This window comes from Streptomyces sp. NBC_01551, assembly GCF_026339935.1.
Lineage (GTDB): Bacteria > Actinomycetota > Actinomycetes > Streptomycetales > Streptomycetaceae > Streptomyces.
The window spans coordinates 4,754,022-4,770,933 of the sequence record NZ_JAPEPX010000001.1 but is presented as its reverse complement, the minus strand read 5'-3'; the positions used below and the strand labels follow the sequence as shown (position 1 = coordinate 4,770,933).

General features: G+C 73.8%; 15 protein-coding genes. 6 read left to right on the top strand and 9 right to left on the bottom strand.

The window, feature by feature from the left end:
• Positions 1-43 precede the first annotated feature (43 nt).
• From OG982_RS21725 to OG982_RS21715, 3 genes are all read left to right on the top strand, one after another.
• On the top strand, positions 44-1,063 hold the full coding sequence (locus OG982_RS21725; RefSeq protein ID WP_266784232.1) for an aldo/keto reductase: 1,020 nt from the start codon (positions 44-46) through the stop codon (positions 1,061-1,063).
• A 133-nt stretch (positions 1,064-1,196) separates the two neighbouring features.
• Entirely contained in the window at positions 1,197-2,477 is a 1,281-nt protein-coding gene (locus OG982_RS21720) for a sorbosone dehydrogenase family protein (protein WP_266784234.1), read from the top strand.
• Between the two features lie 42 nt (positions 2,478-2,519).
• A complete protein-coding gene (locus OG982_RS21715) occupies positions 2,520-2,693 on the top strand; it encodes a DUF6191 domain-containing protein (protein ID WP_266784236.1) in 174 nt (57 codons plus the stop codon).
• A 41-nt stretch (positions 2,694-2,734) separates the two neighbouring features.
• On the opposite strand, the gene OG982_RS31000 is transcribed toward OG982_RS21715, so the two are convergent.
• The 6 genes from OG982_RS31000 to OG982_RS21680 form a co-directional block, all read right to left on the bottom strand.
• Positions 2,735-5,761, bottom strand: coding sequence for an AAA family ATPase (locus tag OG982_RS31000; protein ID WP_323139298.1), 3,027 nt, complete (start codon positions 5,759-5,761; stop codon positions 2,735-2,737).
• Positions 5,762-5,841: 80 nt separating this feature from the next.
• A complete protein-coding gene (locus OG982_RS21700; protein ID WP_266784238.1) occupies positions 5,842-6,009 on the bottom strand; it encodes a hypothetical protein in 168 nt (55 codons plus the stop codon).
• 157 nt (positions 6,010-6,166) lie between these two features.
• The gene (locus tag OG982_RS21695; protein ID WP_266784240.1) at positions 6,167-6,847 is read right to left on the bottom strand and encodes a hypothetical protein; all 681 of its coding nucleotides are present in this window, start codon (positions 6,845-6,847) and stop codon (positions 6,167-6,169) included.
• An 82-nt stretch (positions 6,848-6,929) separates the two neighbouring features.
• On the bottom strand, positions 6,930-7,484 hold the full coding sequence (locus OG982_RS21690) for a GNAT family N-acetyltransferase (RefSeq protein WP_266784242.1): 555 nt from the start codon (positions 7,482-7,484) through the stop codon (positions 6,930-6,932).
• A 39-nt stretch (positions 7,485-7,523) separates the two neighbouring features.
• Entirely contained in the window at positions 7,524-9,773 is a 2,250-nt protein-coding gene (locus tag OG982_RS21685) for an MMPL family transporter (RefSeq protein ID WP_266784244.1), read from the bottom strand.
• Positions 9,774-9,859: 86 nt separating this feature from the next.
• Positions 9,860-10,231: a signal peptidase I gene (locus tag OG982_RS21680; protein ID WP_266784246.1), complete on the bottom strand. Its 372-nt coding sequence runs from the start codon at positions 10,229-10,231 to the stop codon at positions 9,860-9,862.
• A 63-nt stretch (positions 10,232-10,294) separates the two neighbouring features.
• Here OG982_RS21680 and OG982_RS21675 point away from each other — a divergent pair, with 63 nt between their 5' ends.
• A complete protein-coding gene (locus OG982_RS21675) occupies positions 10,295-11,092 on the top strand; it encodes a GNAT family N-acetyltransferase (protein ID WP_266791797.1) in 798 nt (265 codons plus the stop codon).
• 64 nt (positions 11,093-11,156) lie between these two features.
• On the opposite strand, the gene OG982_RS21670 is transcribed toward OG982_RS21675, so the two are convergent.
• From OG982_RS21670 to OG982_RS21660, 3 genes are all read right to left on the bottom strand, one after another.
• Positions 11,157-11,657 (bottom strand): DinB family protein, encoded by a 501-nt coding sequence (locus tag OG982_RS21670; protein WP_266791799.1) that lies wholly within the window; start codon positions 11,655-11,657, stop codon positions 11,157-11,159.
• A gap of 102 nt (positions 11,658-11,759) precedes the next feature.
• Positions 11,760-13,226 (bottom strand): hypothetical protein, encoded by a 1,467-nt coding sequence (locus tag OG982_RS21665; protein ID WP_266949120.1) that lies wholly within the window; start codon positions 13,224-13,226, stop codon positions 11,760-11,762.
• A 101-nt stretch (positions 13,227-13,327) separates the two neighbouring features.
• The gene (locus OG982_RS21660) at positions 13,328-14,068 is read right to left on the bottom strand and encodes a siderophore-interacting protein (RefSeq protein WP_266784250.1); all 741 of its coding nucleotides are present in this window, start codon (positions 14,066-14,068) and stop codon (positions 13,328-13,330) included.
• Positions 14,069-14,134: 66 nt separating this feature from the next.
• On the opposite strand from OG982_RS21660, the gene OG982_RS21655 reads away from it, so the two are divergent.
• Both OG982_RS21655 and OG982_RS21650 read left to right on the top strand, forming a co-directional pair.
• A complete protein-coding gene (locus OG982_RS21655) occupies positions 14,135-16,225 on the top strand; it encodes a penicillin acylase family protein (protein ID WP_266784252.1) in 2,091 nt (696 codons plus the stop codon).
• Positions 16,222-16,821 carry a GNAT family N-acetyltransferase gene (locus tag OG982_RS21650; protein ID WP_266784254.1) on the top strand — a complete coding sequence of 200 codons (600 nt, stop codon included), beginning with the start codon at positions 16,222-16,224 and terminating at the stop codon, positions 16,819-16,821. Before OG982_RS21655 ends, OG982_RS21650 begins: the two co-directional genes overlap by 4 nt.
• Positions 16,822-16,912: the final 91 nt, after the last annotated feature.

The window sequence follows — 16,912 nt, the reverse complement described above, 5'->3', positions numbered from 1 at the left end:
TCGCCGGGGCCGTGTTCACGGGGGCCGGGAGGGGGACGCACGGGTGGAGCGCAGGTCGATCGGGGCGGGGCCGCTGAGGGTGGGTGCCATCGGGCTCGGCTGCATGCCGATGAGCTGGGCGTACGCGCCTTCGCGGAGGCGGGGCGAGGAGTCGCTGCGCACGGTGCACACGGCCCTGGACCTGGGGGCGAACCTGCTGGACACGGCGGACGTGTACGGGCCGTTCACCAATGAGCTGGTCGTGGGACGGGTGCTGCGGGAACGCCGGGCCGATGCCTTCGTGTCGGCCAAGGTCGGACTGCGGGCCGGGGAACAGCACGTGGTGGCCGACGGGCGGCCGGGCTATGTGCGGCGGGCCTGCGACGCCTCGCTGCGGCGGCTGCGGACCGATGTGATCGACCTGTACCAACTGCACCGGGTGGATCCCGATGTCCCGGTCGAGGAGACCTGGGGCGCCATGGCGGAGCTGGTGGGCGCGGGGAAGGTCCGGGCGCTGGGGTTCTGCGCGCTCGGCGCGGGGGCCGGACCGGGGGCCGGGCGGCGCGGGGACCGGGCCTACGGGGCGACCTTGCGGCACCTGGAGCGGGCCCAGCAGGTGTTCCCGGTGACGGCGGTGCAGGCGGAGCTGTCGGTGTGGTCGCCGGAGGCCGCGTGGCAGCTGCTGCCGTGGTGTGCGGCGCGGGGGGTGGGGGTGCTGGCGGCGATGCCGCTGGGCAGCGGGTTCCTGACCGGGACGCTCACGCCCGGGGAGGGCTTCGAGTCGCAGGACGTGCGGGCCCGGCATCCGCGGTTCACGGCGTACGCGATGGCGGCGAACCAGCAGTTGGTGGCGGGGCTGCGGCGGGTGGCGCTGCGGCACGGCGAGGTGGCCGGGGTGCCGGTGACGGCGGCGCAGGTGGCGCTGGCCTGGGTGCTGGCGCAGGGGCCGCACGTGGTGCCGGTGCCGGGGGCCGAGCGGGCGCGCTGGGCGGCGGAGAACGCGCGGGCGGCGGAGGTCCGGCTGACGGCGGGGGACCTGGCCGAGATCGCGGCGCTGCCGGCGGCGGTGGGAGCCTGGGACTGAGGCACGGCGGGGCCGGGCCGCGGACGACCCGGCAACCACTCGATCGAGTGTACGAGTGACGGAACTTCGGGAACTGCCGGAGCTGTTGAGATGGACGAAGGGCAGGATCGGAGGACCGGAGGGGAGCAGGGCGATGCGATACGGACGGACGTACGGGAAGTCGCGCGGAAAGACGTACGAGGACTCGTACGAGGAGTCGTCCGGGCGGGAGCGCGGACCGCAGCGGTACGAGGGGCGGGGCGCGCGGGGTCGGGGCGCCGTGACCGCGGCCGCGCTGGCGGGGTGCGGCGCCCTGCTGGCGGCCGGGTGTTCCCCGGCGAGCGGCGGCGCGGGGGCGGCGGCCGGCAGCTCGCCGCCGAAGGCGTCGGCGTCGCCCTCGGCGAGAGCCTCCGGGTCGCCGCAGGCCTCGGCGCCGCCGGCGAAGGGCTCGGTGACGGTGTCCGGCGAGGTCGCCAAGGGCCTGGAGTCCCCGTGGGGCGTGGCCCCCCTGCCGGACGGGGACCTGCTGGTCGCCTCCCGGGACAAGGGCACGATCAGCAGGGTCCGGGTGTCCACCGGCGAGGTGACGCAGATCGGCAAGGTGCCCGGGGTCGCCCCGGGCGGCGAGGGCGGGCTCATGGGCCTGGCCCTGTCCCCCGCCTTCGCCTCGGACCGCATGGTGTACGCGTACTTCACGACGGAGTCCGACAACCGCATCGCCCGGATGCGGTACGACGAGCAGCGGGACCCCGGCCAGCAACTCGGGGCGCCCGACACGGTGTTCCGGGGCATTCCCAAGGGTCTGATCCACAACGGCGGCCGGATCGCGTTCGGCCCGGACAAGATGCTGTACGCGGGGACGGGCGAGACCGGCGACACCGGGCTCGCGCAGGACAAGGAGTCGCTGGGCGGCAAGATCTTGCGGATGACCCCGGACGGACAGCCGGTGCACGGCAACCCGGAGGCGGATTCAGTCGTCTACTCGTACGGGCACCGCAATGTGCAGGGGCTGGCCTGGGACAAGGACAAGCGGCTCTGGGCGGCCGAGTTCGGCCAGAACACCTGGGACGAGCTCAACCTGATCGAGCCCGGCGGCAACTACGGCTGGCCGGAAGCCGAGGGGAAGGCCGGCAAGCCGGGTCTGCGGGACCCGGTCGCGGTGTGGAAGACGGACGAGGCCTCGCCGAGCGGGATCGCCTGGGCACAGGGTTCGGTGTGGATGGCCGGGCTGAAGGGCGAGCGGCTGTGGCGGATCCCGCTGGCCGGGGCGGTTCCGGTGGCGGAGCCGGAGGCCTTCCTCACGGGGAAGTACGGCCGGCTGCGCACGGTGATCTCCCTCGGCGGGGACAGATTGCTGCTGGTCACGAGCGAGACGGATGGGCGCGGGTCGCCGCAATCGGGCGACGACAGGATCCTGACACTGACGGTGCGGTAACCGGCAGGGCCCCGGTGGGGGACGGAAGGCGTGGTGGGCGCGGTGTTCAACATGATCGAGGAGCTGTTCAATCCGGGCCGTAAGCACACGGACGAGGAGAAGAAGCGGCTGGAGCTGTCCCGGATCGATGTGAACGACGGGGATCCGGGGCGCGGCCCGATAGACCTGGAGTCGGGCAAGGTGGTCATACGCGTGGACAAGCGGCCCGTGGCGTAGCCGCTTGTCCGGGGCGTGCGTGGGGCGCGGGGGCGCGGGGGTCAGCCGGAGACGGGGACGAACAGCCGCAGCCGGTGGGCGAGGGCGGCCGCCTCACCGCGGCCGGCGACGCCCAGCTTGGCCAGGATGTTCGAGACGTGGACGCTGGCAGTCTTCGGGGAGATGAACAGTTCCTCGGCGATCTGGCGGTTGGTGTTCCCGGCGGCGACCAGGCGCAGTACGTCCCGTTCCCGGCTGGTCAGGCCGAGGGCCTCGACCGGGTCGGTGTCCGGGGCGGGCGGGGTGTGGGGGCGGTCGGGGGCGAGCGGGATGCGGGCGCGCCGGGCGAGCAGGGCCAGGTCTTCGCGCAGCCGGCGTGAGCCGAGCCGGTCGGCGGTGGCGTAGGCCTCGCGGAGCAGGTCGGCGGCGTCCTCGCGGTCGCAGCCGGCGGCCAGCAGGGCTTCGGCGAGCCGGTGGCGGGCCCGGGCCAGCAGGTACGGGCGCTCCAGCGGGCGGACGGCCGCCTCGACGGCGGTCCAGTCGGCGACGGTGTCCAGGTCGTCGGCCCGGAGCAGCTCGGCGCGTACGTACTCGGAGTGCGCGGCCCACAGCGGCACCGGGGTGGCCAGGGTCCGGGCGGCGGTGCGCAGCGCGCCGAGGGCGTCGGCGCGGCCCGCGTCGGCGACCGGGAGACCGCGGAAGTCGGCTTCGGCGGAGGCGGCCGCGAGCAGCAGCGGCCACACGTAACGGTGGTGGCCGAGGGGGAACCCGTAGGCGATGGCCGCAGCCGTCTCGGTGCGGACGTCGCTGAAGCGCCCCTCCCCCGCCGCGATGCCGACGGCCAGGCGGAACAGCGGTATGCGGTGCTGGGGCTGGGTGTCGTGGTCGCCGAAGTGGGCGTGGGCGGCGGCGAGCTGGGCGGCCGCCTCCGCGAGTTCGCCGCGGCCCAGGGCCAGGTAGGCGAGCCGGGCGGCGGCGGAGCCGCGCGGGCCGGCGCTCTGGCCGACGGCGAGGGTGCGGCGGGCCGCCTGGGCCGCCTCGTCCCAGCGGCCGAGGCCGTAGAGGCTCTCCGCCATGTTGCCGCGCAGCCAGGCCTCGGAGTCCAGCAGCCGGGACCGGCTGACGAACTCGGCTCCCTGTTCGGCCAGTTCCACGGCTTCCCGGGACCGGCCCATGCTTTCCAACTGAGAGGAGAGGTTGATATGTGCACGACCTGCCAGCATGGCGAGCCCGAGTGTGGTGGCCCGCTCCTTGACCGCGTGCATCTCGGCGAGACCGGCTTCGGCGCCGCCGGAGTCGGTGCGCAGGGTGCCGAGGGTGATCCGGGCGTTGAGTTCGGTCTCCTCGGCGCCGACCATCCGCGCGTACTCGACGGCGCGTTCGGCGGCGGCCAGGTTGTCGGGGCCGGGGTTGTGCAGCATGCCCCAGCTCGCGGCCCGGACGAGGACGTCGGCGTGCACCTGGGACGGGGGCAGCCCCTGGACGAGGTCCTGGGCCTTGGCCAGTTCCGCCCAGCCGTCGCCGCGGGCGAGGCTGGAGACCAGGCGGGAGCGCTCGGTCCAGAACCAGGCCTCGCGCAGCGGGTCGTGCCCGTCCTCCAGCATCCGCAGCGCGGTCTTGGTCATCTTCAGGGCGCGTTCGCGCTCTCCGCCGAACCGGGCGGCGACGGTCGCCTCGGCGAGCATGTCGAGCCGCTGGAGCGGGGTGGTGGCGGGGTCGCAGCCGCAGGGCGGGTAGACCTCGGTGTAGTCCGCCGGGCGCAGCCGCGCGCGGACGTCCTCGGGGGTGCTGTCCCACAGGTCCAGGGCCCGTTCCAGCAGCCGCAGCTGCTCGGAGTAGGCGTGCCGGCGGCGGGCGGTGACCGAGGCGGCGAGTACGGCGGGCAGGGCCTTGGCGGGGTCGTTGGCGCAGTACCAGTAGCTGGCCAGCCGGATGACCCGCTCCTCGGCGCGGACGAGGGCGTCGTCGTCTTCCATGGCCTCGGCGTAGCGGCGGTTGACGCGGGCGCGTTCGCCGGGCAGCAGGTCGTCGCTGACGGCCTCGCGGACGAGGGAGTGGCGGAAGCGGTAGCCGTCGCCGTCGGGGGTGGCGAGGAGGATGTTGGCGCCGACGGCGGCCCGCAGGGCGTCGATCAGTTCGTCCTCGGTGAGTCCGGCGACGGCGCGCAGCAGGGGGTACTCGACGGTGGATCCGCCCTCGGCGACGATCCGCACCACGCGCTGGGCGGCGTCCGGGAGGACCTCGACGCGGACGAGCAGCAGGTCGCGCAGGGATTCGGTGAGTCCGGTGCGGCAGCCGCTCTCGCGGCAGGCGGCGAGTTCCTCGACGAAGAAGGCGTTGCCGTCGGAGCGGTCGAAGACGGAGTCGACGAAGTCCTCGTCGGGCTGCGCGGCGAGGATCCCGGCGAGCTGGCGGCGGACCTCGGCCCGGTTGAAGCGGGGCAGTTCGATCCGCTGGACGGTGCGGAGCCGGTCCAGTTCGGCGAGGAGCGGGCGCAGCGGGTGGCGGCGGTGGACATCGTCCGCCCGGTAGGTGGCGACGACGACGAGCCGGCCGCTGCCGAGGGCGCGGAAGAGGTAGGCGAGCAGGTGCCGGGTGGAGGTGTCCGCCCAGTGCAGGTCCTCCAGGACGAGCACGAGAGTGCGCTCGGCGGCGAGCCGCTCCAGCAACCGGGCCGTCAGCTCGAAGAGCCGGGCGGTGCTCTCCTCGTCGTGCGGGCCCCGGAGGGTCTCGCCGAGTTCGGGGAGGATCCGGGCGAGTTCGTCCTCCTGGCCCGCGGCCGCGTCGGCGAGCTCGTCGGGGAGCTGGCGGCGCAGGCTGCGCAGGGCCGTGGAAAAGGGGGCGAAGGGAAGTCCCTCCGCCCCGATCTCCACACAGCCTCCGACCGCGACGACCGCGCCGCGGCGGGTCGCCTCGCCGAGGAACTCCTCCGTGAGGCGGGTCTTGCCGACGCCGGCCTCTCCCCCGATGAGCAGCGCCTGCGGTTCTTGGCAGGCGGCGCGGGTCAGGGCGTCGGTGAGTACGGCCAGTTCGTCGGCGCGGCCGACGAACACCGGGCTGACAGATCTGGTTTCCACGCCGCCGAGCATCGCACAGGCGTCCGGGCCGGCGGCACTGGGTTTCGCTGCGCTTCTCATCACGTGTCAGTTCACGCGGATCGCGTCGCGGGTCACGCGGCGCGGGCGAAGCGGCTCCGGGACCCTCTCACCGACCCTTCGGGTTCCTTGCCGCGCGAGGAGGCGCGGTGCGCCTTGCGCGCCTCGCGGGCCTGGCGGTACTCGGCCGCCTCGCGGATCAGGTCGGCGTGGCGGGCGTGGGCCATCTCGTACTCGAACATCTCGTTCTCCCTGGTGGGGTTTCTCGGGCACCTCGTTCGGTGTGATCCAAGATTCGCTTCCCAGGGGGTGCCGGCACATCGGGCGCATGCCGCATCTGTGCCGGCCGGGGGGCCTTAGTCCGGGGTCGGGGGGTCCTGAGGCGGACTAAGGCAGTGCCTAGGCGGCGGCCTTCGGCATGGCGAGGAGGAGGTCGAAGTACATGAGGCCGAAGAGCAGGACACCGATGGCGCCGAGGGCGACGGCGGCCCAGGCGACGGAGCGGATCCAGACCGGCAGGACGCGGCCCGGGGTGCCGAAGGCGGGGCGGGCCAGGACGAAGACGGCGAGGAGGAGGGCGAGGGTGGAGACGACACCGTTGACGAGGGCAGTCAGGTGCCAGGCGTCGCCGTACAGGGCGGAGATCTTCGCCTCGGTGGTGGTGGCGTTGACCGATTCGATCTGGCCGATGAGGGTCTGGCGCTCGGCGATGACGCGCGAGACCCAGGTGCCGCTGAGGGCGACGAGGCCCAGACCGGCGGCGACAATCGCGGAGGCGGCGGCGCCGACACCGCCGACCTGCTGCTCCGGCTCGTCGAGCCCGTCCAGGTCATCGAGGTCGTCGAGGTCGTCGGCACCGGACAGGTCGGCCGCCTCGCCGGTGAGGCCGGCGGGGGCTTCCGCGGCGGCTTCGGTGGCGGCTTCCGTGGCCGCGGTGTTCACGTCGGCCTCGGCCTTCGTCGTGTCGGCCTTGGTGGCGGCCGGCTTGCTCCCGTCGGCCTTCTCCGCGCGCGCGGGGGTCTGGGGCTCGGCGGAGTCCGCCTCGGGAGCGGGCGGGGCAGAGGTCTTCGTGGTGTCCATGCGGGGCACCGTAGGCGGCGTTTCTGAGAGGTTCCTGAGAGCCCGTCGGACCCGCCCGGCGGCGCCCCGTTCCCGGCCTGGGCTAAGCGGGACGAACCGGGGGCCACTCGTCGGCGAGGACCGCCCAGATCTCGGTGTCCTGGCGGACGCCGCGGTGCGGGTGGGTCTGGCGCAGGACGCCCTCGCGGGTCATCCCGAGGCGCTCGGCGACGGCGAGGCTCTTCTTGTTGGCGGAGGAGGCGTGCCACTCCACGCGGTGCATGCCGCGCTCGTTGAACGCCCAGTCGATCAGGACCCGGCAGGCCCGGCTGACCAGGCCGCGGCCGGCCGCGGGCGGCTCCAGCCAGCAGCCGACCTCGCAGGTGCCTGTGGCGGCGTCGAAGGTCCGGAAGAGGACGCCGCCGACGAGCGTGCCGTCGAGGCGGATGCCGTAGAGGCGCCCGGTGTCGGTGGCGGCCTTCTGCGCGTAGGAGGCGATGAAGGCCCGCGCCCCGTCGAGGTCGGGCACGACGTCGGCGAGGGCGATGTGCTCACCGATGTACTCCCGGCCGCGGTCCATGTGCGCCAGGAACTCCTCGGCGTGCCGGCCCTCCACGGGGAAGAGCTGGGCGTCGTCGGCGAGGTCTATCGAGAACATGCGGCCCTCTCCAAGGGTCTCCTGCGGCGGTCTGCCGCGTCACCGGGAAGCTGTCGCGGGTGCGGCGTCGTCCTCGCTCGTGGCGGGGTCCGCGCCGGTCCGCTGCGCCGGAAGTGTCGCATGCGGGCGGCACTCCGGGGGTTCGATGCTGATGCGGGGCAGCCGGCGCTCCAGCCAGGCCGGCAGCCACCAGTTCGCGCCGCCGAGCAGGTGCATGAGCGCCGGGACGAGCAGCGTGCGCAGCACGAACGCGTCGAGGGCCACGGCCGCCGCGAGGGCGATGCCGAACATGGCGATGATCCGGTCGCCGCTGAGCACGAAGGCCAGGAAGACGGAGATCATGATGACCGCCGCCGAGTTGATCACGCGGCTGGTCTCGGTGAGGCCGACGCGGACGGCCCGCCGGTTGTCCCCGGTCTCCAGCCACTCCTCGTACATCCGGCTGACCAGGAACACCTGGTAGTCCATGGACAGCCCGAAGAGGACCGACACCATGATCACGGGGAGGAACGGCTCGATCGGGCCCGCGCTGCCCAGGCCCATCAGCTCGCTGCCCCAGCCCCACTGGAAGATCGCGACCACGACGCCGAAGGAGGAGGCGACGGCGGCGACGTTCATCGCCGCCGCCTTGACGGGGATGCCTATGGACCGGAAGGCGAGCAGCAGCAGAACGCACCCGAGGGCGATGACCACGCCGACGAAGAGCGGCAGCTTGCCGACGATGACCTCGGCGAAGTCGTCGTAGCCGGCGGTCACGCCGCCGACGTGGATGTCCATCGCGCGGCGGTCGTCGGAGCCGGGGATGACCTCCCGGCGGAGCGTGTCGACGAGGTCGCTCGTGGCCCGGGACTGCGGGGCGGACTCCGGTACGACGGTGACGACGGCGGTGTCCCCGCTCCGGTTGAGGACGGCCGGGCCGGCGGAGGCGACGCCCTCGGTCGTACGGAGTTCCTCGGCCAGCCGGGTCACGGCGACCCGGTCGCCCGCCCCGTCGAGGCGCGCGACGACGGTGAGCGGTCCGTTCATGCCGGGGCCGAAGCCCTCGCCGAGCAGGTCGTAGGCCTTGCGGGTGGTCGCGGTGGCCGGGTTGTTGCCCTGGTCGGAGGTGCCCAGGTGCAGGGAGAGCGTGGGCAGGGCCAGCACCGCCATGACCGCGGCGGCGGCGAGGCCGAGCAGCTTGGGGTGGCGTTCGACGAAGGCGGACCAGCGGGCGGCGAAGCCGGTCGGCGTCTCGGGCCGGGGGCCCTCGGCGGCGAGCCGGCGGCGCTCGCGGCGAGAGAGGGCGCGCGGGCCGATGTACGAGAGGAGGGCGGGCAGCAGGGTGACCGAGGCGGCCACGGTGAGGACCACGGTGACGGAGGCGGCGATCGCGACCCCGCCCAGGAAGTTCAGCCGGAGCACGAGCATGCCGAGCAGCGCGATGCAGACGGTGGCTCCGGCGAAGACGACGGCCCGCCCGGTGGTGGCGACGGCGTTCTCGGCCGCCTCGGCCACCGGCAGGCCCCGTTGGAGGGCCTTGCGGTGCCGGGTGACGATGAACAGTGCGTAGTCGATGCCGACCCCGAGGCCGACGAGGGTGCCGAGCATCGGCGCGAAGTCGGCGACGGGCATCGTGTGCCCGAGCAGGGTGATGCCGAAATAGGCGGTGCCGACGCTGACCAGGGCGGTCGCGATCGGCAGCAGGCTCGCGGCGAGCGAGCCGAAGGCGAGGAAGAGGACCAGGGCCGCGACGCCGACTCCGATGACCTCGGCGAGGTGCGCGGTGGGGGCCTCGGTGAGGCCGATGGCGCGGCCGCCGAGTTCGACCTGGAGGCCGTCCCGCTCGGTCCCGTCGTTCTTCGCGGCGTCGACGACCGCCTGCGCCTGGGCCTTGGGGACGGAGTCGGCCGGCTTGTCGAAGGTCACGACGGCGTAGGCGGTGCGCCCGTCGGAGCTGATGCGGGCGGCGTCCTCGGGGGCGGGGCCGTAGGGGCCGGCGACCGATCCGACGCCGGGGAGCGCGGCGACGGCGTCGAGCGCCCGCGTCATCCGCCGCTCGACGTCGGGCGTGCGGGCGCTCTGATGGTCAGGGGTCCGCCACACGATGGTGTCGGTGTCGCCGCCCTGGCCGTGGAAGCCGTCGCGCAGGAGGGCGTTGGCCTTGCTCGACTCGGTGCCGGGGACCTCGTAGTCGTTGGAGAACGCCGGTCCGGCGACGGCTGCGGCAGCGGCGGTCCCGCCGAACGCGACGAGCCAGAGCAGGACGGTCACGAGGCGGTGCCGCATGCACCACCGTGCGATTGCTGCCAACGAACGTGCTCCCTGATGGTCGATATCCGGTCCACGATCGCAGCGATTAGTGATCCTTGGACCGTTTCGTGTGCATCGTCACAGCTCTACGCGTCGGCGCGGTAACCGGGGATCGAGGGCCAGCGGACGGTGAGGACGACCGCGTCCTCCTCGGCGTACCAGGAGTGGTCGACGCCGCGGCCCCAGACCACGTAGTCCCCCTGCTCGGCGAGGACGACGGTGCGGCCGGGGAACTCCAGCCGGAAGCGCCCGCTGATCAGCACCTGGAGCGCGGTGCGCGACTCGCCGGTCACCCACTGGGCGCGCTCCTCGCCCTTGGGGTGGACGCCCCACTTGATCTCCACGTCCTCGCTGTGGCGGACGTCGCCGGGGTCCTTGAAGTGGCCGAGGAGCCAGCCGCGGTCGGCGGCGGCGTCGGGGGTGGCCTTGCCTGTGTAGATGAGGGCTTCGTCGTTCACGGGGTGAGGCTAATGCAGTTGTGGGGGCGGTCCGCAGGCTGGTGAGCTGGTGCGATGACGATGATGAATCTTGACGAACTGACGAGGGTACGGGCCGAGTACGACGCGCGGATGCGGCGCGGTGCGAGCCCGGACTCGGCCGGGGCACGGGTGGAGCGGGTCGGCGCCGTGGTCCGGCAGACCGCGCCCGAGGAGGGCTGGAACGGCGTGCTCTGGTCGGACCTCGACGAGGCGACGGCGGACGCGGAGATCGCGGCGCAGGTGGCGCACTACCGGGAGCGTGGGGTGTCCGAGTTCGAGTGGAAGCTGTACGACCACGACCGCCCGGCGGATCTCGGGGAGCGGCTGCGGGCGGCGGGGTTCGTCGCGGAGCCGGCCGAGACGCTGATGGTGGGCCGGACGCTCGACCTGGCGCGGCTGCCGGTGGAGCCGCCGGAGGGGATCACCCTGCGGGTGGTCACGGACGAGGCGGGTGTGGACCTGATGATGGCCGTCCACGCGGGTGCCTTCGGCACGGACCGCCCGCGCATCCGGCACCTGCTGCTGACCCTGCTGCGCGATGAGCCGGAGACCATCGCGGCCGTGGTCGCGATGGCAGGCGACACCCCGGTGAGCGCGGCCCGGATGGAGATGCGGCCGGGCACCCCCTTCGCGGGCCTGTGGGGCGGCGGCACGCTCCCCGGGTGGCGCGGCCGCGGCATCTATCGCCTCCTGGTCGCACACCGCGCCCGCATCGCCGCCGACCTCGGCATCCCGTACCTCCAGGTCGACGCCTCGGACGACAGCCGCCCCATCCTCCACCGGCTGGGCTTCGCGACCCTGGGCGTCACGACGCCGCACCTGCACACCCGCGAAGCCTGACCCCTCAGGACCCTCAAGACCCCCAGGACCCAGGGCCTCCAGGACCTCCAGGACCTCCAGGACCTCAGGCTCCCACGGCCCCGTCGATGGCCTCGCGGAGCAGGTCGGCGTGGCCGTTGTGGCGGGCGTACTCGTGGATCATGTGCAGCATCACCAGGCGCAGCGAGACGTCCGACTCCCACCGCGGTACGTACGCCGTCACCTCCAGGGACTCCGCGGCGGCCTCGACGCGCCGGGCGTGCGTGACCTCCGCCTCCCACGCGGCGAAGGCCTCGGCCCCCGTGGCGCCGGTGGTGTCGTACGCAGCCTGGAAGTCGTGCTTGTCGGACCACACGTGCGGGACGTCCGCCCCGCCGATCACACGGCGGAACCACTGCCGCTCCACCTCGGCCATGTGCCGGACGAGCCCCAGCAGCGACAGCGTGGACGGCGGGGAGGAGCGCCGCCGCAACTCCTCGTCGTCCAGACCCTCGACCTTCATCGCGAGCGTGGCGCGGTGGAAGTCGAGGTACGCCCGCAGGGTTTCCCGTTCGCCTCCGGTCAGCGGAGGTCCGATGCGTTCCATACGTTCCATGCGGTCCATGCCCTCCATGCCCTCCATGCGCTGCATGCGCTCCTTTCCCTCCATGCGCTCCCCGCCTTCATGTCCGGCGTCCCGCCCACTGGGCTACGGCCGCGCACGCCTCAGGGAGAGGCGGACGTCCTTGTTCTCGTCGCGGAACACGAACATGCCCGAGCCGCCCACGGCCGTGTGCTGCGGGACCTCGACGCCCGGGTCCAGCGCCTTCGCCTCACCGGTGGCCGTGGTGAGGTTCAGCTGGGCGATGGCGGGTCGGGAGCCGGCGGTGTCGCTGTCCTCGACCTCCCCGTAGGCGGTGCCGTCGTCGCGGATCGAGCTGACCGCGATGGTCTTGCGGTTGCCGTCGCGCCAGAGGCAGATGCCCTGCTTGCGTTCCAGGTCGAAGGCGATGGGTCCCGCCGCGAGGAAGCGCCCGGAGGGGGAGCTGACCACCGGGTAGTCCCGCAGCGAGGAGTCGGTGTGGGATTCGGTGACGTCGCATTCCATGCGCGCGGTCAGCGCGCCGGTCCGCTGGTCGTGCACCGACCACACGGGCACCACGCCGGCCTTCCACTCCATCTGCCACGTGGCGAGGACGCGTCCCCCGGCGACCCCGTACACCTTGCCGTTCCAGCCCCCGAGGGGCCCCTTGGCGGCCACGCCCTCGGGCTTGTGCGCCTCGCTGAACCACCGGCCCGGCACGCCGAAGCCGCCGTCCGCGGCGACCAGCGGCCCGTCGGCTCCCGCCGCCATCACCCGGGCGTTGCGGCAGGGGACGGGCATGGCCGCCTGCCGCTCCGCGCACTGCGAAAGGAGGTCGGCGGGCATCTCGTACGGGGTGACCGTGCCGGTCTCCACGTCCACCGCGGCCGACCACGTCGGGTACCGCCCCCGCCCGCCGTAGGCGACGAGCAGCTTTCCGCCGTCCGCCCGCACCACGTACTCGCCGGGCTTCGCGTGGACGGGAACGTCGATCTCCCGGACCGGCTTCACCGCCGAGCCGCTCTCCTCCGGGCGGTACACCGACAGGCGCACCACCTCGGCGCCCTCGTGGAGGGCGTCCTCGCCGGTCTTCCCGTGGGCGTGCGCCACCACGTAGCTGTGGCCGTTCTGCTCGACGCTCGTCACGCCCGGGATCTCGGCGCCTTCGTGGGTCGCGACGGCTCCCGAGGCTCCGTCCACCGGCGTCGGGAGCTTCCACGGCGCGGAGGTCCAGCGGACCTGCCCGCTGTCGGCGGCCCGGAGCTGCACCGTGTACCCGACGGCCCCGTCGGCCCCCACGTTCAGGAGCGCGACCGCGTTGGCGCCGGGCACGGCCGCGACGGGGATGGTGTCCACGGAGCCGGGCACCCAGGGGAGGGAGTGGTCCCAGCCCTGGGAACCGTCGTACGCGGGCGGGACGTTCAGCTTGGGCGCCGGCTTCGCCGCGGCGGACGCCCGCGGTGCGGCCTTGCCGTCCTTGCCGCCGCCCTCGCCGCCTTTGCCCGCACCGGCCGTCGCCGGGTCGGCCGCGGCTGCGCCGTCCGGGCCGCCGCAGCCGGCCAGCATGCTCGCCGCCAGTACGGCACCTGCCACAGCCCTCGCCGCCCGCATGCCCGCTCTCCCCCGTGTCGATCTTCAGCTGTCGCCCGAGGTTAGCAACTGGCAAGCCCCGCCAGCGGATCGACGACGGGGGCTCAGCCGGCCCGCCAGTACCCCAGCGAGTTCACGCGCTGCTTCGGCAGCCCCAGGTCCTTGCGGAGGTACCCCGTCAGCGTGCGGGTCGTCGCCGCGTCGCAGGCCAGCCAGACGTACGCCGAGGCCGGGTCCGCCACCAGCGCGGGGAGTTCCGATTTCACCCGCTCCACCAGCGCCGCCCCGCCGCCCGTGCCGCGCTCGACCCGCCGGATCTCGTGCCGCTCCGTGTCGAGCCGTACCGGCAGCCGCAGGTCGGAGTCGTGCTGCGTCTCGAACCACAGCGTCGCCGGGGTGCTCGGGTACGCGTCCAGCAGGGAGTTGACGGCCGGGAGCGAGGCCGGGTCGCCGATGACCAGCAGGCGCTGCGGCTCCGGCTCCGGGGCGGTGAAGCCCGTCCCCTGGACGGTGGCCTCGATCGTGTCGCCCGGCTTCGCGGCCCGCGCCCAGTCGCTCGCTATGCCGTCGTGCAGCGCGAACTCGAACGCGAACGTCCCCTCGGCCGGGTCCGGGTCGACGAGCGTGTAGGCGCGCTGGTGCGGCTTGCCCTCGCTCTGGAACCACAGCCGCACCCACATCGTCGGGTGGAGGGAGCCCCCGGCCTCGGCGAGCAGGCCGCCGTCCGAGAGCCGGATCCGCCGGTAGTGCTCGGTGACGTCTTCCACGCCCGTCACCGTGAACGTGAAGTCCCTGCCCCGCATGAGCTTGAGGACCACGCCCTCCCAGCCCTTACCGACGCCCATCGCCGCCCACCCCTTCATCCAGCTTATAGTTAGGTCAGCCTAACCTAAGACAGCCCGGGGAAGAGTGTGAGCAGTGTGAGCAACAGCGCGACCGGCCAAGCCTACGAGGTCTACCGCGACGCATGGGGCATCCCCCATCTTCGCGCACCCGACGCCCTCGGCCTCTCCCGCGCCCAGGGCCGCACCACCGCCCTCGACCGTGCCTGGCAGTTGGAGGTCGAGCGGCACCGCGCCGAGGGCTCCAGCGCCGCCTTCCTCGGCGCCGAGTCCGTCACCTGGGACCGGTTCGCCCGCCAGAGCCGCCTCGCCGACACCGCCCGCGCCTGCTACGAGGCCCTCGACGCGGAAACCGCCGCCTGGGTCCGCGCCTACGTGGACGGCGTCAACGACGGCCTCGCCGAAGGCGCCGCCCGCGACGAGCGGTTCGCCCGCACCGGCCACGCCCCCACCCCGTGGGAGCCCTGGGTCCCCCTCGCCATCTGGATCGCCACGCACATCCTGTTCGCCGGCTTCGCCACCAAGCTGTGGCGCGAGCGCGTGGCCCGCGCCCTCGGCGACGAGGCCGTCACCCTCTTCGCCACCGACGGCCCCGGCACCGTCGGCAGCAACGGCTGGCTCGTCCCCGGCGACCGCACCGCCACCGGCTCGGCGATCATCGCGGGCGACCCGCACCGCTTCATCGAGGACCCGGGCGTCTACCAGCAGATCCGTCTCGCCTGCCCCGAGTACGACGTCATCGGCCTCGCCGTCCCCGGCATCCCCGGCCTCGGCCACTTCGGCCACACCGGCACCGCCGCCTGGGCCATCACCAACGCGATGTCCGACTACCAGGACCTGTACGCCGAGCAGTTGCGCCCCACCGCCGACGGCGCCGGCATCGAGGCCCTGGGCCCCGACGGCGCCTGGGAGCCGGTCCGGCGGCACACCGAGACCATCACCGTCGCCGGCGCCGACCCCGTCGACATCGAGGTCCTGGAGACCGCGCGCGGCCCCGTCATCGTCCGGGACGACACGGACGGCGGCGGCCAGACCCTCGCCCTGCGCTACCCGCCCCGGGTCCGCCGCGACCTCGGCTTCGCCACCCTCCCCGCCCTGCTGCGCGCCCGTACGGTCGCCGACATCGACCGCGCCTTCGACGCCTGGGCCGAGCCCGTCAACGTCGTCCACGCCGCCGACTCCGAGGGCGGTCTGCTGCACCGCGTCGCCGGCGCCGTGCCGCTGCGCGACCCCGCCAACCGGCTGCGCCCGGTGCCCGCGTGGGAGCGCCGGCACGAGTGGCAGGGCTGGGCGCAGACGCCGGTCGAGCCCGTCCAGGGCTTCGCCGTCATGGCGAACGCGCACGGCATCGCCTCCCCGCTCGGCGTCGAGTTCGCGCCCCCGCACCGCGCCAACCGCATCCGCGAGCTGCTGAGCGGCTCCGCGGACTGGACCCCGAAGGCGATGGCCGACGTACACCAGGACACGTACCTGGCTTCCGCCGAGCCGCTGCTCGCCCTGCTGCCCGGCCTCGACGACCTCTCCCCCGCAGCCGCCGCGCTGCGCACCCGGCTGCTCGCCTGGGACCGCCACATGGCCGCCGAGAGCACCGACGCGACCGTCTTCTCGGCCTTCCGGACCGCGACCGTCCGCCAACTCGCCGCCGACCCCGTCTTCGCCGGGCTGACCGACGCGCCCTCCGGCCCCGACGTGTTCCACCCCTGGCTGTACCTGGTCCCCAAGATCGGCTACGCCCTCGAAGGCCTGCTGACCACCGCCCTCCTGCCCGGCCTCGACCGCGCGGCCCACGTCCGCGCCGCCCTGGAGGAGACGGCCGCCGCCGCCCGCCCCGACGCGCCCTGGTCGCAGGTCCACCGGCTGACCCCCTGGTCGGCGCTCCCGGACCCGGAGGCCGAGTGGCCCGGCCTCGGCGGCGATCACGACTGCGTGAACGCCACCTCCTCCGTCCCCGGCTTCACCGACCTCACCGCCCGCGCATCGGCCGCGCGTTACGTGTGGGACCTCGGCCGCCGCGAGGACAGCCTCTGGGCGGTCCCGCTGGGCGCCGACGGCGTCTCCGGCTCGCCCCACCACCTCGACCAGCTCCCCCTCTGGGCGCGCTGCGAACTCATCCCCGTCGTCACCGACTGGGACCGGCTCACGAAGGAAACCTCCAGATGACCATCTCCACGTCCGCCCGCCGGCCCGTGCACACCCAGCTCGTCGAGGGCTTCGGCACGGTCACCATCACCCCCGTCGACCCCGCCGGGGACTCGGCGCTGATCCACAGCTGGGTCACCGAAGAGCGCGCGTGCTTCTGGGGGATGCGCGAGGCCAGCCGCGAGCTGGTCCAGGAGATCTACGAAGACGTCGACAGACGCACCACGCACCACGCGTTCATCGTCAGCCGCGACGGCGAGCCGGTCGGGCTCTTCCAGACGTACGACTGCGCCGAGGACCGCGTCAGCGAGTGCTACGAGGTCCAGCCGGGCGACACCGGCGTGCACCTGCTGATCGGCCCCACGCGGGGGGCCGCCGAACGCGGCTTCAGCGCGGCCCTGATGAACGCCTTCATAGGCTTCGTCTGGTCCGACGGCCGCACCCTCCGCGTGGTCGCCGAGCCGGACGCCCGCAACGAGAAGGCCATCACCCGCCTGGAGCGCACCGGCTTCGTCCTCGGCCCGGAGATCGAACTCCCGGAGATCGACCTCCCCGAGGTCTACCTCCCGGCGAAGCGGGCCCGCCTGGCCTTCCTCAGCGCGCCGGTCGCCCGCTAGCGGCGGCCCGTTCCGCCGGGCGCCGACGAACCGCGCGCCCGGCGGTCCGAACCGGCCCGTACACCGTTTTTGTACGGGTGCCGTACGGGCG